Source organism: Streptomyces sp. NPDC056373 (genome assembly GCF_042262425.1).
In the GTDB taxonomy this organism is placed as follows: domain Bacteria; phylum Actinomycetota; class Actinomycetes; order Streptomycetales; family Streptomycetaceae; genus Streptomyces.
Window position 1 is genome coordinate 73,892 of the sequence record NZ_JBHJPX010000023.1, and the last position, 24,816, is coordinate 98,707.

Annotated in this window: 23 protein-coding genes and 3 pseudogenes; 13 read left to right on the top strand and 13 right to left on the bottom strand. The window is 71.1% G+C overall.

What is annotated here, in order from left to right:
- Positions 1 to 19 precede the first annotated feature (19 nt).
- Both ACFCXS_RS35850 and ACFCXS_RS35855 read left to right on the top strand, forming a co-directional pair.
- Positions 20 to 583 (top strand): annotated as a pseudogene (locus tag ACFCXS_RS35850) (helix-turn-helix domain-containing protein); the annotation flags it as partial.
- Positions 584 to 594: 11 nt separating this feature from the next.
- Entirely contained in the window at positions 595 to 1,482 is an 888-nt protein-coding gene (locus ACFCXS_RS35855) for a universal stress protein (protein WP_376647538.1), read from the top strand.
- Between the two features lie 4 nt (positions 1,483 to 1,486).
- Here the strand turns inward: ACFCXS_RS35855 and ACFCXS_RS35860 are convergent, their stop codons facing one another.
- A complete protein-coding gene (locus ACFCXS_RS35860; RefSeq protein ID WP_376647539.1) occupies positions 1,487 to 2,512 on the bottom strand; it encodes a 6-phosphofructokinase in 1,026 nt (341 codons plus the stop codon).
- Positions 2,513 to 2,811: 299 nt separating this feature from the next.
- Here ACFCXS_RS35860 and ACFCXS_RS35865 point away from each other — a divergent pair, with 299 nt between their 5' ends.
- The 5 genes from ACFCXS_RS35865 to ACFCXS_RS35885 all read left to right on the top strand — a co-directional run bounded on the left by ACFCXS_RS35865 (position 2,812) and on the right by ACFCXS_RS35885 (position 7,239).
- Positions 2,812 to 3,648 (top strand): DUF2182 domain-containing protein, encoded by an 837-nt coding sequence (locus ACFCXS_RS35865; RefSeq protein ID WP_376647540.1) that lies wholly within the window; start codon positions 2,812 to 2,814, stop codon positions 3,646 to 3,648.
- Positions 3,649 to 3,762: 114 nt separating this feature from the next.
- Positions 3,763 to 4,419: a DUF1326 domain-containing protein gene (locus ACFCXS_RS35870; protein ID WP_376647541.1), complete on the top strand. Its 657-nt coding sequence runs from the start codon at positions 3,763 to 3,765 to the stop codon at positions 4,417 to 4,419.
- A gap of 141 nt (positions 4,420 to 4,560) precedes the next feature.
- Positions 4,561 to 5,004: an Rrf2 family transcriptional regulator gene (locus ACFCXS_RS35875; RefSeq protein ID WP_376647542.1), complete on the top strand. Its 444-nt coding sequence runs from the start codon at positions 4,561 to 4,563 to the stop codon at positions 5,002 to 5,004.
- 65 nt (positions 5,005 to 5,069) lie between these two features.
- Positions 5,070 to 5,807 carry an NIPSNAP family protein gene (locus ACFCXS_RS35880; protein ID WP_376647543.1) on the top strand — a complete coding sequence of 246 codons (738 nt, stop codon included), beginning with the start codon at positions 5,070 to 5,072 and terminating at the stop codon, positions 5,805 to 5,807.
- A 259-nt stretch (positions 5,808 to 6,066) separates the two neighbouring features.
- Positions 6,067 to 7,239, top strand: coding sequence for a spore photoproduct lyase family protein (locus tag ACFCXS_RS35885; protein ID WP_376647544.1), 1,173 nt, complete (start codon positions 6,067 to 6,069; stop codon positions 7,237 to 7,239).
- Positions 7,240 to 7,311: 72 nt separating this feature from the next.
- Here the strand turns inward: ACFCXS_RS35885 and ACFCXS_RS35890 are convergent, their stop codons facing one another.
- From ACFCXS_RS35890 to ACFCXS_RS35920, 7 genes are all read right to left on the bottom strand, one after another.
- Positions 7,312 to 7,707: a DUF6281 family protein gene (locus ACFCXS_RS35890; protein WP_376647545.1), complete on the bottom strand. Its 396-nt coding sequence runs from the start codon at positions 7,705 to 7,707 to the stop codon at positions 7,312 to 7,314.
- Positions 7,708 to 7,902: 195 nt separating this feature from the next.
- Entirely contained in the window at positions 7,903 to 8,778 is an 876-nt protein-coding gene (locus tag ACFCXS_RS35895; protein ID WP_376647546.1) for a geranyl diphosphate 2-C-methyltransferase, read from the bottom strand.
- A 15-nt stretch (positions 8,779 to 8,793) separates the two neighbouring features.
- A complete protein-coding gene (locus tag ACFCXS_RS35900) occupies positions 8,794 to 10,203 on the bottom strand; it encodes a family 2 encapsulin nanocompartment cargo protein terpene cyclase (protein WP_376647547.1) in 1,410 nt (469 codons plus the stop codon).
- An 80-nt stretch (positions 10,204 to 10,283) separates the two neighbouring features.
- Positions 10,284 to 11,699 (bottom strand): family 2B encapsulin nanocompartment shell protein, encoded by a 1,416-nt coding sequence (locus tag ACFCXS_RS35905; protein WP_376647548.1) that lies wholly within the window; start codon positions 11,697 to 11,699, stop codon positions 10,284 to 10,286.
- A 241-nt stretch (positions 11,700 to 11,940) separates the two neighbouring features.
- Entirely contained in the window at positions 11,941 to 13,023 is a 1,083-nt protein-coding gene (locus ACFCXS_RS35910) for a sensor histidine kinase (protein WP_376647549.1), read from the bottom strand.
- Complete coding sequence (locus ACFCXS_RS35915) at positions 13,016 to 13,711, bottom strand: response regulator transcription factor (protein ID WP_376647550.1); 696 nt, start codon at positions 13,709 to 13,711, stop codon at positions 13,016 to 13,018. Before ACFCXS_RS35915 ends, ACFCXS_RS35910 begins: the two co-directional genes overlap by 8 nt.
- Positions 13,712 to 13,776: 65 nt before the next feature.
- Positions 13,777 to 14,481 carry a VanZ family protein gene (locus ACFCXS_RS35920; protein ID WP_376647551.1) on the bottom strand — a complete coding sequence of 235 codons (705 nt, stop codon included), beginning with the start codon at positions 14,479 to 14,481 and terminating at the stop codon, positions 13,777 to 13,779.
- 144 nt (positions 14,482 to 14,625) lie between these two features.
- On the opposite strand from ACFCXS_RS35920, the gene ACFCXS_RS35925 reads away from it, so the two are divergent.
- Positions 14,626 to 15,159, top strand: coding sequence for an ATP-binding protein (locus ACFCXS_RS35925; RefSeq protein ID WP_376647552.1), 534 nt, complete (start codon positions 14,626 to 14,628; stop codon positions 15,157 to 15,159).
- 90 nt (positions 15,160 to 15,249) lie between these two features.
- On the opposite strand, the gene ACFCXS_RS35930 is transcribed toward ACFCXS_RS35925, so the two are convergent.
- A complete protein-coding gene (locus ACFCXS_RS35930) occupies positions 15,250 to 16,098 on the bottom strand; it encodes a patatin-like phospholipase family protein (RefSeq protein WP_376647553.1) in 849 nt (282 codons plus the stop codon).
- Between the two features lie 278 nt (positions 16,099 to 16,376).
- Positions 16,377 to 16,829: pseudogene (locus ACFCXS_RS35935) on the bottom strand (ATP-binding protein); the annotation flags it as partial.
- 171 nt (positions 16,830 to 17,000) lie between these two features.
- On the opposite strand from ACFCXS_RS35935, the gene ACFCXS_RS35940 reads away from it, so the two are divergent.
- Together ACFCXS_RS35940 and ACFCXS_RS35945 are read left to right on the top strand one after the other, a co-directional pair.
- Positions 17,001 to 17,366, top strand: coding sequence for an STAS domain-containing protein (locus tag ACFCXS_RS35940; RefSeq protein WP_376647554.1), 366 nt, complete (start codon positions 17,001 to 17,003; stop codon positions 17,364 to 17,366).
- Between the two features lie 351 nt (positions 17,367 to 17,717).
- A pseudogene (locus tag ACFCXS_RS35945) lies at positions 17,718 to 18,868 on the top strand (S1 family peptidase).
- A 92-nt stretch (positions 18,869 to 18,960) separates the two neighbouring features.
- On the opposite strand, the gene ACFCXS_RS35950 reads toward ACFCXS_RS35945, so the two are convergent.
- The 3 genes from ACFCXS_RS35950 to ACFCXS_RS35960 are packed head-to-tail and all read right to left on the bottom strand — an operon-like array spanning position 18,961 to position 21,586.
- Positions 18,961 to 20,118, bottom strand: a complete 1,158-nt coding sequence (locus tag ACFCXS_RS35950; RefSeq protein WP_376647555.1) for an acetyl-CoA C-acetyltransferase — start codon at positions 20,116 to 20,118, stop codon at positions 18,961 to 18,963.
- Between the two features lie 37 nt (positions 20,119 to 20,155).
- Positions 20,156 to 20,782 carry a TetR/AcrR family transcriptional regulator gene (locus tag ACFCXS_RS35955; protein ID WP_376647556.1) on the bottom strand — a complete coding sequence of 209 codons (627 nt, stop codon included), beginning with the start codon at positions 20,780 to 20,782 and terminating at the stop codon, positions 20,156 to 20,158.
- Between the two features lie 15 nt (positions 20,783 to 20,797).
- The gene (locus ACFCXS_RS35960) at positions 20,798 to 21,586 is read right to left on the bottom strand and encodes an SDR family oxidoreductase (RefSeq protein ID WP_376647557.1); all 789 of its coding nucleotides are present in this window, start codon (positions 21,584 to 21,586) and stop codon (positions 20,798 to 20,800) included.
- 130 nt (positions 21,587 to 21,716) lie between these two features.
- Here ACFCXS_RS35960 and ACFCXS_RS35965 point away from each other — a divergent pair, with 130 nt between their 5' ends.
- From ACFCXS_RS35965 to ACFCXS_RS35975, 3 genes are read left to right on the top strand one after another with little or no spacing between them, the layout of a single operon-like run.
- Positions 21,717 to 22,574 (top strand): enoyl-CoA hydratase, encoded by an 858-nt coding sequence (locus ACFCXS_RS35965; protein WP_376647558.1) that lies wholly within the window; start codon positions 21,717 to 21,719, stop codon positions 22,572 to 22,574.
- Positions 22,574 to 23,791, top strand: a complete 1,218-nt coding sequence (locus ACFCXS_RS35970) for an acyl-CoA dehydrogenase family protein (protein WP_376647559.1) — start codon at positions 22,574 to 22,576, stop codon at positions 23,789 to 23,791. Before ACFCXS_RS35965 ends, ACFCXS_RS35970 begins: the two co-directional genes overlap by 1 nt.
- A 7-nt stretch (positions 23,792 to 23,798) precedes the next feature.
- The gene (locus ACFCXS_RS35975) at positions 23,799 to 24,788 is read left to right on the top strand and encodes an acyl-CoA dehydrogenase family protein (RefSeq protein ID WP_376647584.1); all 990 of its coding nucleotides are present in this window, start codon (positions 23,799 to 23,801) and stop codon (positions 24,786 to 24,788) included.
- Positions 24,789 to 24,816: the final 28 nt, after the last annotated feature.

The following is a 24,816-nucleotide window of genomic DNA, read 5'->3' on the forward strand; positions in this document are numbered from 1 at the left end:
CCCGGCGGAGGGCTGACTAGCGCTGCTCACCCGCCGGTATGAGGCGAGATCGCCCGTGGACCCCGAAGTGGCCTGGGCCTGGCACCGGATCGTCACGAGCCGTGGCCTCGTTCGGGTGGACGGGCTTGCGTCCGAGGTCGGATGGAGCCGTGAGCGGCTGTGGTCCCGGTTCCGGTCGCAGCTCGGCCTGCCGCCCGAACGCGCCGTGAAACTGGTCCGCTTCGACCACGCCGCCCACCGCCTGGTCGCTGGTGAGGGCGCGGCCCGCGTCGCGGCCGACACCGGTTACGCCGACCAGTCCCACCTCCATCGGGACGTCAAGGCGTTCACCGGGGCGACCCTCGCCACCCTGGTCGGCGAGCCGTTCCTCGCTGTCGACGACATCGCGTGGCCCGGGTGTCCTCCACAGGGCCGACGATCCTCCGGCCAGCGAGATCCTCAGGTGGCACGGACGCCCCGCGTCCATGTGAACCGTGTTCGCGGCTGCGGCCGTACGGCGGGCCGGCCCGGGCGCCGGAGCGGTCGTGGCGTGGAACAGTGGAGACGAGGAGACTCGGCGCCCTGGAGGGTGCGGGCCGGATGAAGGAGGCCGGGATGCGTCCCCCTGTTCTGGCGGGCATCGACGGGTCCGAGTGTGCGGCGGCAGCGGCCGGGTGGGCGGCGCGGGAGGCCGCTCTGCGCGGTGTCCCGCTACGGCTTCTGCGGGTGGCTCCGCGGCTCTCCGGGCCCACGGCCGCGGGTCCGGCGCTGGAACGCCTGCACCTGATGGGCGCCCGGGTGCTTCAGCGGACGGTCGAAGATCTCGCCGCCCGCCACCCGGACCTCGAAGTGACGGGCGGGCAGGCGGACGAGCCGCCCACCGTCGCTCTCCTCCGCGCGGCACGCGATGCGGGACTCCTCGTCGTGGGCACGCGTGGAACAGGCGGTTTCCAGGATCTGGTGGTCGGCTCGGTCGCCCTGCGGACGGCGGCGGCGGCCCCCTGCCCCGTCGTGCTCGTCCCCCGCCCCACCAGCACCTTCGCCGACTCCACGGCTGCGCCCCGTGGCACGGGCACGATCGTGCTGGGCTTCGACGCCCACCGGCCGGCCGGTGAGGCGGCCGACTTCGCGTTCAGCACCGCCGACGCACGCACGGCCCGCCTGCGCGTGGTGCAGGCCTGGGCCCTCCCCGCGGAATCGGTCTCCCCGCGCTCCTTCGTGGTGACGGAGGAAGACCGCGCCACCTGGGAGGACCAGGAGGTGCTGGGGCTCTCCGACGCACTGCGTGCATGGCAGGAGAAGTACCCGCGGGTGACGGTGTCCACCGATCTCATGCTGCTCCATGCCGCGGAGGCGCTCCTGAACGCCTCCCGGAGAGCGGACCTGCTCGTGGTGGGCCGCCGCACCGACACGAGGGCGGCGGAGGGCCGGCTGGGCCCGGTCGCGCATGCCGTGCTGCACCATGCCCGCTGTCCGGTCGCGGTCGTACCGCACGGAGACTGACGACTCAGCCGAAGAACACCTCGAACTCGTCGTACAGCGACGGCTCCACCACCTTGTTCTCCGCCGTGGCGTCCACCAGGGGCACACGGACGATGCGTGTGCTCTCGAGGGCGACCATGCAGCCGAAGTCGCCGTCCTTGACGGCCTCGATCGCGTGCAGCCCGAAGCGGGTCGCCAGCCACCGGTCGAAGGCACTCGGAGTGCCACCGCGCTGGATGTGCCCCAGCACCGTGGTGCGGGCGTCCTTCTCGGTGCGTGCCGAGATCTCCTGGGCCAGCCATTCACCGATCCCGGAGAGTCGTACATGACCGAACTCGTCCAGCGACTGGTCCTTGACGATCAGCTGCCCTTCCTTGGGGACGGCGCCTTCCGCCACGACGACGATCGGTGCGTAGTTGATCTGGAACCGGCTCTTCACCTGCTCACAGACCTGCCCGATGTCGAAGGGCCGCTCCGGGATGAGGATCACGTTGGCCCCGCCTGCGATGCCGGCGTGCAGGGCGATCCAGCCGGAGTGCCGTCCCATCACCTCCACGACAAGGGCTCGCATGTGTGACTCGGCGGTGGTGTGGAGACGGTCGATGGCCTCCGTCGCGATACCGACGGCGGTGTCGAAGCCGAAGGTGTAGTCGGTGCCCGTGACGTCGTTGTCGATGGTCTTCGGTACGCCCACCAGGTGGATCCCCTGCCGGCTGAGCTCCATGGCCGCCCCCAGCGTGTCCTCTCCGCCGATGACGACGAGCGCGTCCACGTCGTGCGCGGCGAGGGTCTCCCGTACGCGCTCCAGCCCGTTCTCGTGCTTGAACGGATTCGTCCGGGAGGAGCCGAGGATGGTCCCTCCCCGGGGGAGGATCCCCCGGACGCCGGCGATGTCCAGGGGGACGACATCGTTCTTGAGCAGACCCAGCCAGCCGTCGCGGACCCCGACGAAGTCGAACGAGTAGTCCTGGACGCCCTTGCGCACGACACTGCGGATCACGGCGTTGAGGCCGGGGCAGTCACCGCCACCGGTCAGCACTCCGACCTTCATGGGCCTTCTTCCCTCCGCCGCGCACACCTGCGTGCCGGCGGCCCTTGTGCCGGCCGGGCGCACCGGGGCACAGGAACCGCCGCCTCGCTTACAGCGTCCCTCTGTTTCGTCCACGAGTGCCACTCGAAGGACGTCCCGCCGGGGGCGGGACGAAGGTTTCGCCGTAGTCCGCCCGGGACGGGAGGAAGATTTCGCCGTTGTCGTGAGCATCCCGCCGTGCGTCAGGACGTCCCGATGTCGCGAAGTCGCGCCGTGGTGACGGGCGTGCTGTCCTGATGGAGTACGCAGGGAGTACGCCGATGCGGCATTTCCGGACTTCCGTCCTCGTCTCCGCGCGGTCGCCCGCACCCACCGGGCCGGGCGGGGGGTTGCTGCCGGTGCGGGAGTTCGCGGTCGCCTGGTCGCTGGTCGTCCTGGTCACGGTGCCCGCCTGGGTGCTGACCGTCGGGCAGGCGCGGGGCATGGGCGTCGAGCCCGGCACGATGGGGCTGGCGCTGCCCCTGTTCCTTCTGCTCTGGGTGGCGATGACGGCGGCCATGATGCTGCCGTCCATGGCGCCGGTGGCCCTCACCTGGGTACGGGGACTCGGGCGCCGGTCGTCCGGGTGGAGCCGGGCGGGGCACATCGTCGAGTTCGCGGGCGGGTATCTGCTGGTGTGGACGGCCTTCGGGCTGCTCGCCTACGTCGCTCTGGCCTTCACCGGTGACCTGGTGGCCGATCATCCGGCGGCGGGACGCTGGATCGGAGCGGTGGCCTTCCTGCTGGCGGGGCTGTACCAGCTGGGTCCTCTCAAGGACGTCTGTCTGCGGCACTGCCGTGACCCCATGGGCCAGCTGGTGCGTTACGCCGGGTTCCGGCAGCCGGCCCGCGATCTGCGGGTGGGCCTCCACCACGGCTGCTACTGCGTGGGTTGCTGCGCGGGGCTGATGGTCGTCCTCGTGCCGCTCGGAGTCATGAACGTGGCCGCGATGGCCGGGCTGGCGGTGGTGATCTTCGTGGAAAAGCTGTGGTCGCGGGGGCCCTTGCTCGCGGGAGTGGTGGGTGTGGTCTTCCTGGTCCTCGCCGTCCTTGCGCCGTTCCAGGACTGGCTGCTGCCGGGGCTGCGGGAATCCGCGCCTTCGATGAGCGACATGTGAGTACCTGCGGCAAGCTGGAGGAGAGGCCGCCTCGCGATCCGCGTGCGGGCTCGGGACGTGCGGTCTCGCCACTCCGACGGAGCTCCTTTCGGGCTCGACCGGGAGGGATGCGAGATGACGGAACAGGTCAGCGACGGGACCGGCTGGCATCTGGTGGGCGACTGGTTCGACGTGTGCAAGTGCGCCATACCGTGCCCCTGCACGTTCGCGCAGCCCCCGACCTACGGTGACTGCGAAGGTGTGCTGGTCTGGCACATTCGTGAGGGCAACTACGGCGACGTACGCCTGGACGATCTCAACGTTCTGATGCTCGGCGTCTTCGTGGGCAACGTCTGGGCCGGCGAGCACAGCGACGCGTACGCCGCGGTCTTCCTGGACGAACGCGCCGACGACCGGCAGCGCGCCGCACTCGGGACCGTCTTCGGCGGCCAGGCAGGAGGCTGGCCGGCACGGTTCGGGGAGATGCTCCGGCCCGAGATGCGCGGCATGGACTTCGCACCGATCCGTGTGGAGATCGACGAGGACCTCGCCACCTGGAGGGCGGAGATCCCCGGCCGGGTCACGGCCAGCGCCGAAGCACTCGCCGGCCCGACGACGCCCGAGGGCGCCCGCGTCCAGGTCCACAACGCCCCGGGCGCCGAGGTAGGGCCGGGGCAGGTCGCCACCTGGGGACGGGCCACCGCGGACCGCGCCGACGCCTTCGGCTTCTCCTGGGAACGCTCGGGAAAGTCGAGCAAGTACTTCCCCTTCGACTGGACCGGGCCCGACTGAGCGCGAACGGTGCGGCGGAAGCCCGGTTCCCGTTCCAGCGCTCCGGGCTGTCCGAGACGCAAACCAGTGGCATTACTTGACGGCGCGATCACTTGACGGCGCGATCAGATGTAACAGAAGCTGTTACATCAAGGAGGGGTGATGGCGGCGAACAGTCGATTGACCATCGCGACGCACGCGCTGGCCTGGCTTGCGCTGGCACGGCGTCGCGGCCGGGAAGTGCTCACCTCGGATCAGGTCGCGGCCAGCGTCAACACCAATCCCGTGATCATCCGGCGCAGCCTCGGCGACCTGCGGCGGGCCGGGCTCGTGGACGTCCGACACGGCGCCGGTGCGGGCTGGAGCCTGGCGCGAGAGCCGGAGGAGATCACCCTGCTCGAGGTGTATGACGCCGTCGATGCGCAACCGCCGTTCGGCCTGCATCACGCCGAGCCGAATCCGGAGTGTCCGGTCGGCCGTGGCATCCGGCCGGCCCTCAGCGGGGCGTACGGCCGTGTCGAGCAGGCCATGCGGCGGGAACTGGCGGGCACGTCGATCGCCGATGTCCTGCGCGAGACGCTGGCCAACCAGCCCAGAGGCCGGTAGCGGGACAACCGCCGTACCGCATGTTGTGACAAAGACTGTTTCAGCATCCAAGGGGAGCAAGTCCTGTGAAAGCCTTACGGTGTCCGGTCGTCGAACTGCGGCAGTACACGCTGCACTCAGGACAGCGAGACGTACTGCTCGATCTGTTCGACCGGGAGTTCGTCGAGTCCCAGGAGGCAGTGGGCGCGACCGTCCTGGGGCAGTTCCGGGACCTGGACGACCCCGACCGCTTCGTCTGGCTCCGTGGCTTCGAAGACATGACGCGCCGGGCCGAAGCCCTGGAGAGCTTCTACGGCGGACTGGTCTGGAAGGCACACCGCGAGGTGGCGAACGCGACGATGATCGACTCCGATGACGTGCTGCTGCTGCGGCCCGCCTCGGCACACGGCGGCTTCCCCGTGCCGGAAGGCGCCCGGCCGGCCCCCGGTGAGCCGGCGTCATCGCCGCCGTCGCTCGTCCTGGCGACGATCTGGTACGGCCACGGCGTGTTCGACGCACCGTTCGTCGAGTTCTTCGAGCAGCGCGTGCGGCCCGTGCTGGCCGAGACCGGCTGCGAGCCACTGGCGTACCTGCAGTCGGAGCACGCCCCGAACACCTTCCCGGCGCTGCCGGTTCGGACCGGCGAGGAGGCGTTCGTATGGTTCGCGCGCTTCACCGGCGAGCGCAGCGTCGACGACCACCAAAATCGCCTGCAGCATTCGGAACGTTGGCGCGAGGAGGTGCTTCCGACGCTTTCGCAGCGTTGGGCCAGGGCACCGCAGCACCTGCGGCTGGCGCCCACCGAACGGTCGGTGCTGCGGTGAGTCTCACGGGCACAGGGGGGCCTGTTGATCACTCCGACCTCGGCGGGGTCGCGGAGGTACGGGCCTCGGTCTTGCGGGCGGCATCGCCCGGCCCGTCGCGGTGGCACGGCGTGAGCGGGCGCAGGCGCCCCGGGTGGGTGTCGACGAGGGCGCCCGTGTGGGTGCCGCCCGTGCGGCCATGAGCGGGGCAGTGCGTGCCCCGTACAGTTGAATGACGAGAGCCTCTTCCCCCCTCGCGCCCATCCGTACGGGAGCACTCATGCACCACCCGTCCGGCTTCCCGGACGACGACCCCGACGCACTGTTCGGGCTCGACGCCCTCTCCCCCGGTCCCGCCGCCGACGCGCCCTGCGCGTTCCGGGCCTCGGCCGTGGTGGGCCGGCTGCTGCCCGTGCGGGAGATCTATGCCGAGCCCGCGGCTGCCGCGTCCCCGCGCGGGAGGCAGATCAGTGCCCGGTTCCCCGACGCCCGGATGACCATGGTCGACTCCCACTGGCGCATCCCCGGGCTGCACGGCAACCAGGGCAACATCGAGCGCTGGGTGCGCATCAAGGGGGAAACGCTGGTGCTGGGAGAGAAGAAGACCCTCACCACTCGTCCCAACGGCCGGTCCGCGGACTGGATCGCTCCCGGCGCCTCCAACGGTTGCGCCATGGCCTGCGCCTACTGCTACGTGCCCCGGCGCAAGGGGTACGCCAACCCCGTCACCGTCTTCACCAACATCGACAGGATCATCGCCCACCTCGCCCGGCACGTGGCGCGGCAGGGGCCAAAGCCCGAGCCGAACCAGTGCGACCCCGAGGCGTGGGTGTACGACATCGGGGAGAACGGCGACTGCTCCGTGGATGCGCTGATCTGCGACAACACCGCGGACCTGGTGCACGCCTTCCGGCAGTGGCCCACGGCGAAAGCGTCCTTCGCCACCAAGTTCGTCAACCCCGACCTGCTGGCCCTCGACCCGCGAGGCCGCACCCGCATCCGGTTCTCGCTGATGCCGCCGGACGACGCCCGGCTGCTCGATGTGCGCACCTCATCCGTCGCCGAGCGGATCGGCGCCGCCGCGGACTTTCTGGACGCGGGGTACGAGGTGCACTTCAACCTCTCCCCCGTGGTCGTCCGCCCCGGCTGGCAGGACGCCTGGGCGGAGCTGCTGATCCACCTGGACGACGTCCTGCCCCGGCGGGTGACGGAGCAGGCCGCCGCAGAGGTGATCATGCTGACCCACAACCAGGAGCTGCACGGGGTCAACCTCGGTTGGCATCCCCGCGCCGAGGAGGCCCTGTGGCGGCCGGAACTCCAACAGGCCAAGCGCTCGGAGAACGGCGCGCTGAACCTCCGCTACCGCAACAGCGTCAAGGGTGAGGCCGTGCAGGCACTGCGCGCCCTGATCGACCGCCACGCACCGTGGCTGCGAGTGCGGTACGCCTTCTGAGCGGCGAGCGGAACCAGTGAGGCGGCCGTCCGGGCCAACGACCGAGACGCCGGACCCCGCCACACCGCGTGCTCACCAGGAGTCGGCGATCAGCTTCCTCACCTCGGGAGGCAATGCGCTGCCGGAGTGGACCGCGACGAACTTCACGTCGTCGGGTGCGTCTCCGACGGCGATGGCCACGGTGGGCGAGATGCCGTCCACGGCGTAGGCGGTTTCCGTGGTGGACGGCTCCTCGCCCGCGTTCCGGCCGCCGGTGTCGTCACAGGGCGGCTGGGTCGCTGTGCCCAGTTCGTTGCCGACGGTGAAGTCCACATTGGCGACATCCCGGTAGGTGCGCCCTTCGTAGGTCACCACGTAGACGCACGACGCCGCGGCCTCCCCGCTGTCCTCCTCCGGCTCGCAGGCGGAAACCGCCGCCGCTGCCGCTGCCGTCAGCAGTACGAGCACGGATCGCTCGGCCCAGCGCATGATCAGACCTCCAGGTTCGAATCCTCAACCGACGTGTCCGAGCCTCAAGACGAGTCCGGGCTCATCAAGACCGACGCAGCGGAGGTCCCTTTCGTTCGGGTGAAACCTGCCGGAGATCCTTTTCGTCGGGAGGGCCTGGACGCACCTCTCGGGGCCGGGGCCCGTGCGGAGGGCCCCGGCCCCGAGAGGTCGGGCTCACACGCGGTCGGCCGCGATCAGGACGTACTGGAAGGAGCCGTCCCGGTAGGACTCGATGAACGCCTTCTCGATCCCGGTGACCAGCGAGGACGTGGCCCGCAGCTCCCAGTAGGGCAGCGTGTCCGGGGTGAGGTCGACGATGGTCTGCGGCACGAGCCGGTTGTCGGCCATGGCGCGCAGATACTCGCGGCGGGAGTGGATGTTGCACTCGAAGTGGGCGTTGATCTGGGAGACCCACTTCGACGGCTGGCCGTAGCGGGGGTTCCAGCAGCCGGTGATCGTCACGTACCGGCCGCCCACCTTGAGGAAGCGGGAGTGCTCGGCGAACAGGTCGTGCAGGTCCACGTACATCGTCGACTCGTTGTTCCACGAGGCGGTGACGCTGCCCTTGTCGAAGGGCGTGTCGAGCATGTTGCAGACGCGGGAGCGGACGTGGTCCTCGATCCGCAGTTCCCGTGCGCGCCGGTTGCCGAAGTCGGCCTGGGTGGCGGACAGCGTGACGCCCTCCACCTTGCAGCCGAAGCGGCGGTGGGCCATGACCATGGACCCGCCGCGCCCGCAGCCGGCGTCGACGAGGGTGTCGTCGGGCCCGACCGTGCCGAGGTGGTCCATGAGGAACTCCGCCTGGGCCGACTCCAGCCGGTGCAGCTCCGCGATGAGCTTCTTCTCGTACTCGCTGTGGGCCGGGTCGCCGAGCGCGGCGTGGTCCACGGCGCCGATGCCGTAGTGGTGGTGGTAGAGCCCGTCCACGTCACCGAGACGGAGGTTGACCGGCCGCGCCTCGTTGTTCCAGTAGCGGGCGATGTCCCCCTGGTACGGCGTCACCGGGGCAGGGATCTTCGCGGAGAGGGTGGAGGTCGTTTCAGTGGTCACAGAGATGTCCGTTCCTTACCAGAAGTCGGGCAGGGTGTAGCGGTAGGTGTTGGTGCGGTGCCAGTCGTGGTTGCCGTCGACCCACGCGGCCACGCCCTTGAGGAAACGCAGCACGGGGGGCAGGGGGCAGGCTTTCGCGAGGTCGGCCGCGGCGGCCTCGAAGGCGTGCTGGAGTTCGTTGTGGACCTCCACGGCCTTCAGGTAGGCGTCGCGTTCGCAGAGCTGCTCGCGTTCGGCGATCACCACGGGCAGGTTCAGGTGGCGGCCGGGGCTGTCGAGTTCCTTCGTGTACGAGTAGAGGTCGTTGACGATGGTGGTCGCGTTGCCCGCGAGGGCGATGACCCGCTGCATGTCCGGCCGGGCGTGCAGGTCCGCGGGCAGTTCGTAGCCGCCGACGGTGTCGGTGATCGTGGGACAGGGGCGGAAGTTGTTGAACTGGCGCATCGCCAGGTACTCCCACACCTCCGGGACGTGCTCGGTCTGTGCCCAGGCGGCCTCGGCGAGGTAGCCCATGTGCAGCCGGGCCATGTCGTGCCGGAAGCGGTCGGCCTGGGAGTCCGTGGCCGCGCGGACGAAGTGGTCCATCGCGCTGCGGTACGCCCGGCGCGGGGCGTCCGAGGTGAGCGACTCGTGCCAGGCCGGCGTGTACTCCGCGGTGCTGTGGAAGTGGTCGAGTGCGGTGTGCGCGAGCAGGAGGCGCCCGCCGAGTCCGACGGGTGACCCTCCGTGGTCCTCGCAGTAGCAGTCGTCCAGCGCGTTCTCCGCGACCATCAGCCGCGTGGCGAGCATCAGGTGGTCGACCGTCGGTGCGTCGGGATGGCAGGCGACCATGTACCGGCCGACGGAGAAGCCGTCGAACTGCCCCTCCCACTCCTCGGGGTAGAGCTGGACCTCGTCCTCGGCCCAGAGCTTGATCCGGCGGCTCACCTCCGCGACGCGTACGGGGTCCGGCTCCGGGACGGGATGGTGGTAGAGGCCGGGTACGGCTTGCCCCTCGGCGGGCTCCGCGGGGGCGGGGGACGGCGGCTGAGAGGGCGCGGGTGTGAACCGGCTCGCCGCGGAGAGCCAACTCGTGCCCGGTCCGGTCGGTCCGCGCAGGATCCGCTGGAGGGCGGAACCGGCCGCGGCCGTGTCAGACGCGACCGGTACGGCGGAAGCGACCGCGGCCACCCCGGACGAGGCCGGTACGGCAGGGCCGACGGCGGCCGTGTCAGGTGCGGCCGAAGCGGCGGAGGGGGCCGTCGAGGTCGGTGGCGTCGGTGGGCCGGGGATCGTCACCGGCGGATGCAGTGCGGCCAGAAAGTGCCGGGCGGTCGGCGTGATCTGACGGTCGGGGGGCGACGCGGTGGGGGCGTCCGGCAGGGCGGCGGGCGATTCTGGACGTTGCTCGGGCGGGGAAGTTCCGAGGGGCCCGGAGTCGGGCATCGGCAGCTCCTTGCTGCGGTGGGGTGGGCGCTCGAAGGCAGGTGGCGGCGACAGGCATGCCCCTGCCGCGGATCAGGGCTTCACCGTGGCCTGGGCGCGATCTGCACGTTCTCCATCACTCCGAGGGCGTCGGGCAGGAGCACCGCGGCGGAGTAGTAGGTGCTGACGAGATAGGAGATGATCGCCTGTTCGTTGATGCCCATGAACCGCACGGAGAGCCCCGGTTCGTACTCGTCCGGCAGTCCGGTCTGCCACAGGCCGATGACGCCCTGGTTCTTCTCGCCGGTGCGCATCGCGATGATGGAGCTGGTCTGCTCCTTGCTGATCGGGATCTTGTTGCAGGGCAGGATCGGGACACCGCGCCAGGCGGGGACGGACTGCCCGCCGAGGTCGACATGGTCGGGGTAGAGGCCGCAGGCGTTGAAGCCGCGTCCGATGGCGGCGATGGTCCTGGGATGGGCGAGGAACATCTTGGTGCCGCGCCGGCGGCAGAGCAGGTCGTCCATGTCGTCCGGGGTCGGCGGGCCGGAGCGGGGCTGGATGCGCTGCTTGAAGTCGGCGTTGTGCAGGAGCCCGAAGTCGCGGTTGTTGATCAGCTCGTGTTCCTGGCGCTCGCGCAACGCCTCCACCGTCAGCCGGAGTTGCTCCTCGCTCTGGTTCATCGGGCCGTTGTAGAGGTCGGCGACCCGGGTGTGGATCCTCAGAACGGTCTGTGCGACGGAGAGCTCGTACTCGCGCGGCCGCAGTTCGTAGTCGACGAAGGTGCCGGGCAGTTCGGCTTCGCCGACGTGGCCGGCCGACAGGGCGATCTCGGCCTCGCCGTGCTTGTTCTGGCGCAGCCGCGAGCGGGAGCTGAACCGGTCGACGTGCGCCTGAAGGCTTGGGGCGGAGGCCAGAACCGCGCTGAAGTCGGCGCGGGTGAGGGTGAGGAGGGTGCCGGAGGTCTCGGCGGTGGTCGTGCAGTCGTGGCGGGCGCCGGAGTCCAGCAGGGCGCTCTCACCGAAGTGGTCGCCGTCCGCGAGCACCCCGACGGCGATCTCCGCGCCGTACTTGCCCTCGGAGGTCCGGCTGACCCGGCCGTGGGCGATCAGGTGGAGACGGTCCGCGGGACTGCCGCTTTCGGCGAGGACTTCCCCGGCCGCGAAGTCGCGCTGTGTGCAGCGGTCGGCGAGGGCGGTGAGGACGTCTGTGTCGTCGAAGCCGCGCAGCAGGGCCAGTTCCCCGAGCTCCCGGGGGATCACCCGGACCGTGGCGCCTTCCTGGACGAACTCGATGTGCCCGTCGCCGAGGGTGTGGCGCAGCCGCCGGTTGACCCGGTAGGCGCCGCCGCCGGCCTCGACCCAGGGCAGCATCCGCAGCAGCCAGCGGGAGGTGATCTCCTGCATCTGCGGGGCGGACTTGGTGGTGGTGGCGAGGTTGCGGGCGGCGGCCGTGCTCAGGGACTGCTGCGGCGGGTCGGACGTGGTGCGGGCTTCCGGGATGCTGTCGACGGTCATCGAGGGCAGGTGCTCCTTGCACGACGGGTCGTCCGGTGCGTACGGGTGCGCCGACCGGGAGACAGGGAGGAGTGGGCAACGAGCGGGAAGGATCACGGGAATCCCTCCACCTGCAGAAAGCTAGCCGCTGAGAGGCCCGCATCCACCAGCGAGACGAGATGCTTACCTCGAAGCGGTGACAATCACTTGAATGCGGTTTATCGGTCCGCCACGTGTCATCGCCCGGTGCCGCTCGGGAGGTTCACGGCGTTCCGGGCAGCCGAACCGTGACGAGGAGGCCGCCGGCGGGGCGGGCGAGAAGGTCGAGGGTTCCGTCGTGAGCGCGGACGACGCTGTGCACGATGGCGAGGCCGAGGCCGACACCGGCGTGCTCGCCGGTGCGTACGCGTTGCGTGGCGCGCTGGAAGGGCTCGGTGAGGGTCGGCAGCAGTTCCGCCGGAACGGGACGGCCGGTGTTCTCCACCCGCAGCACGCTCGTGTCGTGCCGGGTCTCGGTGTGGACCGTCACGGTGCCCCCGGTGGGGAGGTTGTGGACGATCGCGTTCTGCAGGAGATTCGTCACCATCCGCAGCAGGAGCTCCGCGGAGCCGCTGGTCCGGGCCGCTCCGCCGGTGACGTCGAGCGTGATGCCTCGGTGTTCGGCGAGACCGAGCAGGGTTTCCGCGGCCTCTTCGGCGATCAGGGAGAGGTCGACGCTCTCGCGGGCGGGGTTCCCACGGTCGCTGCGGCCGAGCAGCAGCAGGGCCTCGGTGAGGGCGATCGCACGGGTGTTGACGGCCTGCAGGCGGTCGAAGAGTTCGTCCTGGTTCCGCCGCGCGGGGTCTTTCCTGGCGAGGTCGAGCAGTGTCTGTGAGATGGCCAGTGGGGTGCGCAGTTCGTGGGAGGCGTTCGCGGCGAACCTCCGTTGCTCGGCGACATGCGACTCGAGTTGTCCGAGCATCGTGTCGAACGTGTCGGCGAGTTCGCGGAATTCGTCCTGGCGGCCCTCCATGCGGATCCGGTGGGACAGCGATCCGTTCCCGGCCGTGCGTGCCGCGGCCGTGATCCGGGTGAGCGGCGCGAGCATCCGGCCGGCGAGGATCCATCCCCCGACGAGCCCGAACACCAGCAGGAAGCACATGGCGAGGGCCGCGGCCGGGGCGAAGGTGCGCACCAGCAGGTAGCGGTTGGGTGAGGTGCCCAGCAGGCCCTGGGAGTTGTCGGGTACGTAGCGCAGGATGAACCCCCACACCACGGCCAGCAGGAGCGCGCCGGCGACGGCGAGGAATCCGGCGTAGCTGAGGGTGAGTTTCAGTCGGACGCTGAGTCCTGGACGTCTAGGCATGGGGACCGCCGGGGCGGGCGGTGCCGGTGCCGGTGTCGATGCGGTAGCCCACCCCGGGCACGGTGGCGATGAGCCAGGGTTCGCCGAGCCGCTTGCGCAGGGCGGAGACGGTGATGCGGACGGCGTTGGTGAAGGGATCGGCGTTCTCGTCCCAGGCCCGCTCCAGCACCTCCTCGCTGCTGACGACCCCGCCCTCGGCGGCGACGAGGACTTCGAGCACGGCGAACTGTTTACGGGTGAGGGCGACGTAGCGTCCGTCGCGGAAGACCTCCCGGCGGAAGGGGTCCAGACGCAGGCCCGCGAGCTCGCGCACCGGGGGCCGGACGTACGCGCGCCTGCGGTCGAGCGCCCGTAGCCGCAGGACCAGCTCCCGCAGTTCGAACGGCTTGGTGAGGTAGTCGTCGGCGCCGAGTTCGAACCCGGACGCCTTGTCGTCGATCCGGTCGGCGGCGGTCAGCATGAGGATCGGGATGCCGCTGCCGGAGGCGACGATGTGCCGGGCGACCTCGTCGCCGGAGGGGCCGGGGATGTCGCGATCGAGGATCGCGAGGTCGTACGTGTTGACGCTCAGCAGGTGCAGCGCCGAGTCGCCGTCGCCGGCGATGTCGGCGGCGATCGCCTCGAGCCGCAGGCCGTCACGGACGGCTTCGGCCAGGTACGGCTCGTCCTCCACGATCAGTACACGCATGCCGGAAGCCTAGGCAGCACCGCATACCGCCGGTGTATGCAAAGACGTACGCATCCGGACGGGCTTCAGCCGACCGGTGCCGGGGCCGGGCTCGGCCTGCCGGACCGCGCTCGTGCCCCGGTGTGCCACCAGCGGCGCGAGGCCAGCCCCGCCAGTGCGGCGCCGACGGCGTTGACGAGTACGTCGTCCACGGAGGACACCCGGTCCAGCCGCAGTACGTACTGTGCGGTTTCGACCAGGACCGAACAGCCCGCCCCGAGCGCCAGCACCCGCGGCACGGATGCCAGCGCCGCGCACCGCGTCGGGGCGAAGAAGCCCAGTGCCGCGAAGACCAGGAGATTGCCGGCGATCCCGAACGGGCCCATCGTGATCAGGTCCCGCAGCGGTATCAGGCTCACCCGGCCGGGGACGGTGCCGGCCCCTGCGCCCGGCATGAGGATCATCCAGACGAACGGCACCGTCCCGTGGACCATGCCCACGTCGGCCACCGACTTCCGCCAGGCCCCCGTGACGCCGGCGGCACGCCGGTGCCGCGCCAGCATCCACACCACCAGCACGGCCAACGGCAGCGTGCCCAGAGTCATGAGCACGACGCCGTTGAACGTGTCGAGGCAGCCGTGCCATCGACCGGCCATGCACGTCGGGGCAGCCATCATCAGGGGCCGCCGCACGACGTACACGGCACCCGCCAGGGCGAGGATCCCAACGGTGGAGAACACGATCGCGCGTGTGCGGCGGGGCGGTGGGGGCTGGAATGCGTTGTGGGCCATGCCCCCATTGCAGGGGGAGGATCGTTGCGGTGGCGTTTCCGTTTTTCGATACGCCGGCGATACACCGTGGCGGGCGGGGACCGCTTCTCCCCCAGTGACCGGAACTGCTCCGTCGCGGCGGAGGGAGCGCTAGGGTCGGTCCCTGTGATCGTATGGCTCAACGGCACTCATGGCGCAGGCAAGACGACGACCAGCGCACTTGTGCAGAAGCTGATTCCTGATTCGCGGGTGTTCGACGCCGAGAAGGTCGGCGAGACACTCATGGACATCACGCCCGCGCTGCCGGGGCCCGGCACGGACAACTTCCAGGACTGGCCGCCGTGGCGGCCGCTGGTGGTCGAGACGGCCCGCCGCGTACTCGACTACACCGGCGGCACCCTGGTGATCCCCATGACCGTCCTGGTCGAGCAGTACTGGCGGGAGATCAGCGCCGGGCTCGCTCAACACGCCATCGAGGTGCGGCACTTCGTCCTCCATGCCGACCAGGACACCCTCCGCGGGCGCATCGAGGGGGAACATGTCGTCCCCTCCCCGTTCCGTCTCAGACATCTAGCGCCCTACGCCGAGGCGGCACGCACGTGGCTGCACAGCGCGGCCGAGGTCGTCGACACCACGCACCTCACGCCCGACCAGGCAGCTCGGCGCATCGCAGAGGCCGTCGGGGCACACCGCCCCTGATCGGTCGGCCCCGCTCGGCCAAGGGCAGGAGCGGATACCCGGTGGAACCGGCACAGGGCGGTCGGTCCACCGCCCCGCTGCACTCGGCGGTCAGTCCACTGTCCCGCTCCAGTTGATGGTCAGTCCACGGCCCTGCGCGCGTCCCGCCTCGGCGGCCGGGCGGCGTGTGGACGGATCCAGCGCATTGGGTCCGACCGCGGCCCGCGACGCCTCGTCCGGTTCGACGACCGCGACCTGGGCGCCGCGCGCCCGCAACTCCTCGATGGAGCGCTCCACCGGCACGTCGCTGGGGAACGGCTCGACGGCACCCATCGGCACGATCACGAGGACGCGCGAGGCGCCGGCGGCGTGGTCTGCGTTGGCGGCGGAACGCACACCGCCGTCGACGTACCGGCGTCCGTCGATCGTCACGGGCGGCCAGACACCCGGAACGGCGCAACTCGCCGCGACGGCGTCGACCAGGCTCACGCCGGAGTCGTTGTCGAACACCCGCTGTTGCCCGCTCTCGGCGTCCACCGCCACGATCCGGACGGTGCGCGCGGACCATTCGTGCGACGGCAGCCGCGACTCGATGACCGCGCGGCGCCGGGACTCCGGCACGGTCCGGGCGCGGAGCGCCAGCTGTCCGACCGCGCGCCGCATCTCACGCGCGCCGGCCGCGCCGTCCAGTGCGGCGCCCAGCTGCGCGGCGAACGCGTCCAGATCCATCTCGGCCATGATCTCGGCAGCCTGCAGGGCGGGATCGGCCTGGCGGGCGTACAGCTCCTCCAGGGGCAGTCCGCTGCCCAGTTGTGCTGCGACGACCGACCCGGCGGAGGTGCCCACGATCACGTCGGCTCCGGTCACGTCCTGCCCGGCGTCCGCCAGGCCCGCCAGCAGCCCCGTGATCCAGGCGATGCCCCCGACTCCACCACCGCCCAGTACCAACGCGTCCGTCATGTCCGCCCCTTGCGTTGTGAGTGATTCGCCGAGGATCACGATCCCAGGACCGCAGCAGTACGAGCAATGACGACCCTGATGGCGCCGGGCCGGGCCCGTCAGGCTTCTTCGGCCGGTGCACCGTCCGGCAGGTGCGGCTGGGGCGCGTCGCCCGAAGGCGTGGCGGACGGCCGGGCAGATGCCGCTGCGTCGGGCCCCGTGCGAGGCGCGCGCGGGTCCGGGTCGATCCGCCCTGGTACAGCCGCCGTTACGGCAGGCTCGAAGCCGGAGGCACTGGAGGCATCGGCGGGGTCGGTCAGGGCGATGCGGGCCGTGATGCGCTTGCCGACCGCCTCCCGGTCGACGGACAGGCCCTCCGACACGGCCTTGACGATCTCCAGGCCGTGGCCGCCGATCCTGCCGGGGTCCGCGGCCCGGGCCGCCGGGACCTCGGGATCGCTGTCCCATACGACCACTTCCACGGTGCCGGCGGTCAGGCCCAGCTCCACCAGGACGGGGCCCGGCGCGTACTTGCAGGCGTTGGTGACCAGTTCGCTGACCACGAGCTGGGTGAGGTCCCTCGCGCGCGCGGTCATCAGCAGGCCGTACTCCTCGCCCGCCTGGTCGAGGAAGGCCGCCGCGTGCTGGCGTGCGTCTGCGATACAGCCGTCGTCACCGCCCAGGGCGAAGCCGACGCGCACCAAGTGCTCGTCGCGTGCTGTACAGCCGTCACCGTCGGTATCATCTGCCACTGGCCTCGCCTCACTCCCCCGTTTCGCGCGCGACTACCCCGCTGGCAGGCATGCATGCCGCTCGGGTGATGTTCGAAACAATCCCGTGGGTGCATCCGGGCGGTCGGTGGGGCAGAATCATCCGCGCACGTCCTGAACCGGTGACAAGCCTAAATCGCAGTCGAGGAGACCGTGGCCCACATCGAACCAGCGGACCGGCCAGAACGGCTCTCCGTCGAACACCGCACGGTCCAGGGCATCCGTGTCGTGACACTGCGGGGCGAAATCGACCACGACGTCCAGGATGTGCTGCGGCAGGCCCTGCAGGCCGAGGGCGGGGCGGTGCCGCCGCGGATAGTCGCCGATCTCAACGCGGTGACATTCATGGACTCCAGCGGTATCAACGTCTTCGTCGCGGCCTACCAGCAGCTGAGCGACGCGGATGGTTGGGTGCGCATCGCCGGGGCCCAGGACTCCGTCCTGCGCGTCCTGCAACTGGTCGGCGTCGACACGCTCATCCCCTGCCACCCCACGACCGAGCAAGCCCTGACCGGCTGACCGCTGCCTGCGGGCGCGCCGCCGAACAGCCCGTCGAGGCGTAAGGCGCCGCACTGCCGCGCCCTGCCTCCGGTGCCGGCTCAGGCGAGTGCCTGCGCCCCGTGGAGTGTGCCGACCGTGGCGACGAGAGCGCCCGGCAGGAGACGGGGAAATCGCTCCGGCAGGCGGCGTTGGAAGCTGGCGCGCCCGGGCAGCCGCCGGTCAGCGGTACCGCGTTTTGGCGCCATGCTGTGACCGAGGAGAGGCCTAGACCCCTTCCCGAACCCGGGCTAGGCTCTGCCGGGCGTATCCGAGAGCGCTCTCAAGCTCTGCTGTTCCACCCCACCTGTTGGAACAACGAAGGGGCATCCCTTGAGACGCACCACCGTCCTGCGCACCGGACTGTCCGCGCTCCTCCTGCTCGGCACCTGGGCGACCGCGAGCGTCCTGCCGGCCTCCGCCGTGGACACTCCCGTGCGATCCGGCCGGGCACCGGCCTCCCCCGAGCTCCTCTCCGCGATGCAGCGCGACTTGGGGCTGACCCGGGACGAGGCCGAAGCGCGCCTGGTCGCCGAGAAGAACGCGACGGACGTCGAACGCAAGGCGCGGAAGGCCGCGGGCTCGGCCTACGGCGGCTCCTGGTTCGACGTCCGCAGTGGCAGACTCACCGTCGCCGTCACCCGCGCCGCGCAGACCGGAGCGGTCCGCGCGACCGGAGCGACCGTACGCCTGGTGCGGTACGACGCACGGCGCCTCGACGCGGCGAAGAAGAGCATCGACGCGTTGTCCGCCCCCGCCGGAGTCGCGAGTTGGCACGTCGATCCGAAGGCCAACAAGGTCGTCGTCGGTATCGTCGAGTCGCACCGGGACGACAACGATGTCCGGGACTTCCTCTCCCGAGCCCGCCAGGCCGGACCCGTGGCGGTGCGGCAGGCTCCGGCGGCACCGCGTACCTTGGCCGCCGGCACCGTGGGCGGCGACCCGTTCTACACCGGCAACGTCCGCTGTTCCATAGGCTTCTCCGTGCGCGGCGGCTCGTCACCGCCGGGCACTGCGGCTCGCCGAGCGCGGCGGTCTACGGCTGGGACCGGTCGTACGTCGGCAATTTCCAGGGGTCGTCGTTCCCGGGCGACGACTACGCCTGGGTGAGCGTGGGCAGCGGCTGGTGGACCGTACCGGTGGTGCTGGGCTGGGGCACGATCCCCGACCGGCTCGTCCGCGGCTCCGCCGAAGCGCCGGTGGGTGCCTCGGTCTGCCGTTCCGGTTCCACCACCCACTGGCACTGCGGCACCGTGCTGGCGAAGAACGAAACGGTGAACTACCGCGAGGGCGCCGTGCACCAGATGACCAAGACGAGCGTCTGCGCCGAGCCGGGTGACTCCGGCGGCTCCTTCATCAGCGGCGACCAGGCCCAGGGCGTCACCTCGGGCGGCTGGGGCAACTGCTCCGGTGGCGGCGAGACCTGGCATCAGCCGGTCAACGAGATCCTCAACCGGTACGGGCTGACGCTGCATACCGCCTGACCCTCACCAGCACGCCGAGCGGGCCCCGGTACGACGACGGTCACCGGAGCCCGCTCGGACCGCCCGGCGTCCTCCAGGGGTCTGCGGCTCCGTCAAAGGCGTTCGATGATGGTCACGTTGGCCTGGCCGCCGCCCTCGCACATCGTCTGCAGCCCGTAGCGGCCGCCGGTGCGTTCCAGTTCGTGCAGGAGCGTGGTCATGAGCCGGGTGCCGGTGGCGCCGAGTGGATGGCCGAGGGCGATCGCCCCACCGTTGGCGTTGACCTTCTCCGGGTCGGCGCCGGTCTCCTTCAGCCAGGCCAGCACCACCGAGGCGAAGGCCTCGTTGATCTCGACCAGGTCGATCTCGTCGAGCGTCATCCCGGACTTCTTCAGGGCGTACGCGGTGGCCGGGATCGGGGCGGTCAGCATGCGGATCGGGTCCTCGCCGCGTACCGAGAGGTGGTGGACGCGGGCCCTGGGGGTCAGGCCGTGCTCCCGTACGGCACGCTCCGAGGCGATGAGCACGGCCGAGGCGCCGTCGGAGATCTGGGAGGAGAGGGCGGCGGTGAGCCGGCCGCCTTCCACCAGCGGCTGCAGTCCCGCCATCTTCTCCCGGCTGGTGTCGCGGCGCGGTCCCTCGTCGTGGACGACGTCGCCGTACGCGACGGTCTCCCTGTCGAAGCGGCCCTCGTCGACGGCCCGGATCGCCCGCTGGTGCGAGCGGAACGCGAAGCCCTCCATGGCCTCGCGGGTGATGTCCCACTTGCGGGCGATCTCCTCGGCACCGAGGAACTGGTTGACCGGGCGGTCGCCGTAGCGGGCCCGCCAGCCCGCCGAGCCGGCGAACGGGCCCTCGGTCAGGCCCAGCGGGGCGGCGGCCTGCCGGGTGGCGAAGGCAATGGGGATCTGCGACATGTTCTGCACGCCACCGGCGACGACCAGGTCCTGGGTGCCGGACAGGACGCCCTGCGCCGCGAAGTGCAGGGCCTGTTGCGAGGAGCCGCACTGGCGGTCGACGGTCACACCGGGTACCTCCTCGGGCAGTCCGGCGGCCAGCCAGCAGGTGCGCGCTATGTCCCCGGCCTGTGGGCCGACCGTGTCGAGGCAGCCGAACACCACGTCCTCGACGGCGGCCGGGTCGGCGCCGGAGCGCTCCATCAACGCGGTCAGCACGTGCGCACCGAGGTCGGCCGGGTGGACGGCGGACAGTCCCCCGCCCCTTCGGCCGACCGGGGTGCGCACCGCTTCGACGATGTAGGCCTCGGCCATGGCGTCTCCTTGTCTGGGCCTGCGGATGCAGGACTGCCTATGAGTCGTGCAGTGCGAGGCCCTCCAGCACCATCGACAGGTACTGGCGGGCGATCTCCTCGGGGCTGTGCCGGCCGCCCGGCCGGTACCAGGACGCGGCGACCCAGACCGTGTCGCGCACGAAGCGGTAGGTGAGCCGTACGTCCAGGTCGGGTCGGAAGACCTTGGCGGCCACTCCGCGCTCCAGCGTGCCCAGCCACGCCTTCTCGAACTTCTGCTGCGACTCGACGAGATACGCGAAGTGCGGCTGGGTCCCGAGGTGCCTGGACTCCTTCTGGTAGATGGCGACCGCGTCCAGGTGCCGGTCGATCTCCCGGAAGGACTCCGTGACGAGGGCCTCCAGGGTTTCCCTCGGGCCGAGCCCGGCGCCGAGCACCGCGTCGTACCGGGCCCAGAGCTCGTCCAGGAAGCCGGAGAGGATCTCGTCCAGCATCGACTCCTTTGAGTCGAAGTGGTAATAGAGGCTGCCCGCCAGCATCCCCGCCGCGTCCGCGATCTTGCGGACGGTCGTGGCGTTGTAGCCCTGCGCGGCGAACACCCGGGCCGCGATGGCCAGGAGTTCCTCGCGCCGCTCGGGCGGGCTCACCGTGGACTTCTTGTGGTCGCTGTTGCTGCTTTTCGGCACGGGACCATTCTCGCCTCACGGGTGCTGGCTGCTGACCGACAGGACCTCGCCGGTCAGGTACGACGCGTAGCCGCTGGCCAGGAACACGATCACGTTGGCCACCTCCCACGGTTCGGCACAGCGCCCGAAGGCCTCCCGTCCGGTCAGTTCCTTCAGCAGTTCGGGGGTGGTGACCTTGGACAGGTGCGGGTGCAGGGCCAGGCTCGGGGAGACGGCGTTCACCCGCACGCCGTACGCGGCGGCCTCCACCGCGGCACAGCGGGTGAGGGCCATGACACCGGCTTTCGCGGCGGCGTAGTGGGCCTGGCCCTGCTGTGCGCGCCAGCCGGCCACCGAGGCGTTGTTGACGACGACGCCGCCGGCGCCCGCGGCCTTCATTCGGCGCAGTGCGGCTCGGGTGCAGCGGAAGGTGCCGTTGAGAGTGACGTCGAGGACCCTGTTCCACTGTTCGTCGGTCATGTCGACGACATCGGCGGTACCGCCGAGGCCGGCGTTGTTGACCAGGATGTCGAGGCTGCCGTGGTGTCGCTCGGCGTGCTCGAACAGCGCGGTGACCTGGTCCTCGTCCGTGACGTCGCACCGCAGTGCGGTGACGCGGTCGGCGCCGAACTCGGCCACCAGTACCGCCTCGGACTCCTTCAGACGGCGGGCGTGGGCGTCGGAGATCACGACCCGTGCGCCCTCCTCCAGCAGCCGGCGGGCGGTCGCGCCGCCGATGCCGGTGCCCGCGGCGGCGGTGACGACGGCCGCGCGGCCGGTGAGCAGGTGGTGGCCGGGCAGGTACGGCGGTGGGGCCGCGGTCATGGCCTACCTCCTCGGGCAGCGTGCCGCCGACGCCGGTGTCCGTTTCACCGGCTCTGGCGCAGGGGCGACTCTCGACGGCCGACGACCCGTACGTTAACCTACCAAACACTTGTTAGGGAAGGAGGAGGCGATGTCCACTGCCCGCACCGCGCCCCCGGACCCCGTCCGCTACGAGCGCCGCGGCGCCGTCGCCCTGGTGACGATGGACCGGCCCGAGTACCGCAACGCCCAGAACTCCGCGATGACCTACGCGCTGGACCGGGCCTTCTACCGCGCGGCGGACGACGACGGGGTGAAGGTGGTGATCCTCGCCGGAGCGGGGCAGCACTTCTCCGCCGGCCACGACATCGGCACTCCTGAGCGGGACGCACACCTGCCTTTCGACCGAAAAGCGGGACTCTGGTGGGACCACTCGCAGCAGGCGGGGGCCGAGAGCCGCTTCGCCCGCGAGTCCGAGGTGTACCTGGGCATGTGCCGACGGTGGCGCGAACTGCCCAAACCGGTCATCGCCTCCGTGCAGGGCGCGTGCGTGGCCGGCGGGCTGATGCTGGCATGGGTGTGCGATCTCATCGTCGCCTCCGAGGACGCCTTCTTCGCCGACCCCGTGGTGCGCATGGGGATCCCGGGCGTCGAGTACTTCGCCCACCCGTGGGTGATGCCGCCGCGGATCGCCAAGGAGTTCCTCTACACCGGCGACCGGATGAGCGCACGGCGCGCCTACGAGATCGGCATGGTCAACCGGGTCGTATCCCGTGAGGAACTCACCGAGCGCACGCTGGAACTGGCGGAGCGGATCGCGGCGATGCCCCGGATGGGGCTGGCCTTGACGAAGCGCGCCGTCAATCAGGCGGAGGACCTCCAAGGCCTGCATTCGGGGCTGGATTCGGCCTTCGGGTTGCACCATCTCGCCCACGCCCACAACGCCGAGACGAGCGACGACTCGCTGGGCGGGATGGACGTGCGCGCGATGAAGGAGGCGCGCCGCTGATGGATCTCGACTTCACCGCCGCCGAGGACGCCTTCCGGGCGCAGGCGAGGGACTGGCTCGCCGCCCGTGTGCCGTCCGTCCCGCTGCCGTCGCTGGAGACCGCGGAGGGCTTCGCCGCCCACCGGGAATGGGAGGGCACGCTGTTCGGCCACCGCTGGTCGGTGGTCTCCTGGCCCGAGGAGTTCGGTGGCCGCGGTTCCTCCCTGCTGGAGTGGCTGATCTTCGAGGAGGAGTACTACCGGGCCGCCGCTCCCGGCCGGGTCTCCCAGAACGGCATCAGCCTCCTCGCCCCCACGCTCTTCGAGCACGGCACCGAAGAGCAGCGTGCGCGGGTGCTGCCGTCCATGGCGAGCGGTGAGGTGATCTGGGCGCAGGCCTGGTCGGAGCCGGAGGCGGGGTCCGACCTGGCCGCGCTGCGGTCCACCGCCGTGCGGACGGAGGGTGGCTGGCGCATCAGTGGCCAGAAGACGTGGTCGTCCCGGGCAGCCTTCGCCGATCGGGCGTTCGGCCTGTTCCGCAGCGATCCGGACGCCGACCGGCCGCACCGGGGTCTGACGTATCTGATGTTTCCACTGGACACGGACGGCGTGACCGTACGGCCCATCGGGCGGCTGGACGGCAAGCCCGCCTTCGCCGAACTGTTCCTCGACGACGTCTTCGTGCCGGACGAGGACGTCATCGGGGAGCCGGGGCAGGGCTGGAGGGTCGCGATGAGCACCAGCGGCAACGAACGCGGGCTGACCCTGCGCAGCCCCGGCCGCTTCACCGCCGCGGCCGACCGGCTGACCGAACTGTGGCGCTCCACCACGGACCCCGGCTCCCCAGCGGCCCTGACCTCCGGTTCCGGTCCCGGCCCCGGCTCCCATGACCCCGCGTTGCTCGACCGGGTCGCCGACGCGGTGATCGGCGCTCGGGCCTACCAGTTGTTCACCTACGCCCACGCCTCACGCATCGCCGCCGGTGGATCGATCGGTGCCGAGTCCAGCCTCAACAAGGTCTTCTGGTCCGAGCTGGACATCGCCCTGCACGAGACCGCCCTCGACCTGCTCGGTGCCCGCGGCGAGTTGTCCGACGAGTCCGCCGAGGCGCCGGCGCACGGCAGGTGGGCCGAGGGGTACACCTTTTCCCTGGCGGGGCCGATCTACGCCGGCACCAACGAGATCCAGCGGGACATCATCGCCGAGCGGCTGCTCGGCCTGCCGAAGGGGCGCCGGTGACGCGGTGATGCGCTTCCTCCTCGACGACGAGCAGCGGGAGTTCGCCCGCACGCTGCACGGCATTCTGGGATCCGCCGGGACACCCGGCGTCGTACGGTCCTGGGCGGCAGGCGACCACGGGCCCGGACGCGCCCTGTGGGCCAGGCTCGCCGAGGCCGGTGTCTTCGCCCTCGCCGTTCCGCCGGAGCACGAGGGTCTGGGGCCGCTGCCCGTCGAACTCACCGTCGCCTGCGGCGAACTGGGCCGTCATGCCGTGCCCGGTCCGCTGGCCGAGACGGCCGCCGCCGGGGTCCTGCTGGGCCGGCTCGGGGGCGACGCGGCGCATGCCTGGCTCCCACAGTTCGCGTCGGGCAAGGCAATGGCGTCCCTGTGCGTCCTGTCGCCCGGGGGCAGCCCGTACGCGCTGGATGCCGACGCCGCCGACGCGGTGTTCGTCGTGGACGGCGACACCCTGCGGCTCGCGGCCTCGCACGGTCCGGTGCAGTCGTCGGCCGACCCGGCGCGGCGGCTGGCCCGACCGCGGGGCGGAGCCGTTCTCGCGCAGGGACCCGCGGTGACGGCGGCCGCCGCGCACGCCACCGACGTCGCGGCACTGGTCACCGCCGCGCAGGCCCTCGGACTGGGAAGGTCGCTGCTGGAACGCACGGTGGAGTACGTGCGGCAGCGCACCCAGTTCGGGACGACCGTCGGCTCGTTCCAGGCGGTCAAGCACCGCTTGGCGGACACGCTCATCGCCCTGGAGTTCGCCCGGCCTCTGGTCCATGCCGCCGCCCTGGCCCTGGCGGCGGAGGATCCGGCGGCAGGCCGGGAGATCGCCGCCGCGAAGGTGTCGGCCTGCGAGGCGGCGTACGGGGCGGCCCGTACCGCCCTGCAACTCCACGGCGCTGTCGGCTACACCGAGGAACTGGATCTGTCCCTGTGGATCCGCAAGGCCCGCCCCTTGCGCACCGCCTGGGGCACTCCGGCCGCATGCCGAGCCCGGGTACTGGCGGACTGACCGGTGGGGTGAGGTCGGCGGCGGATCG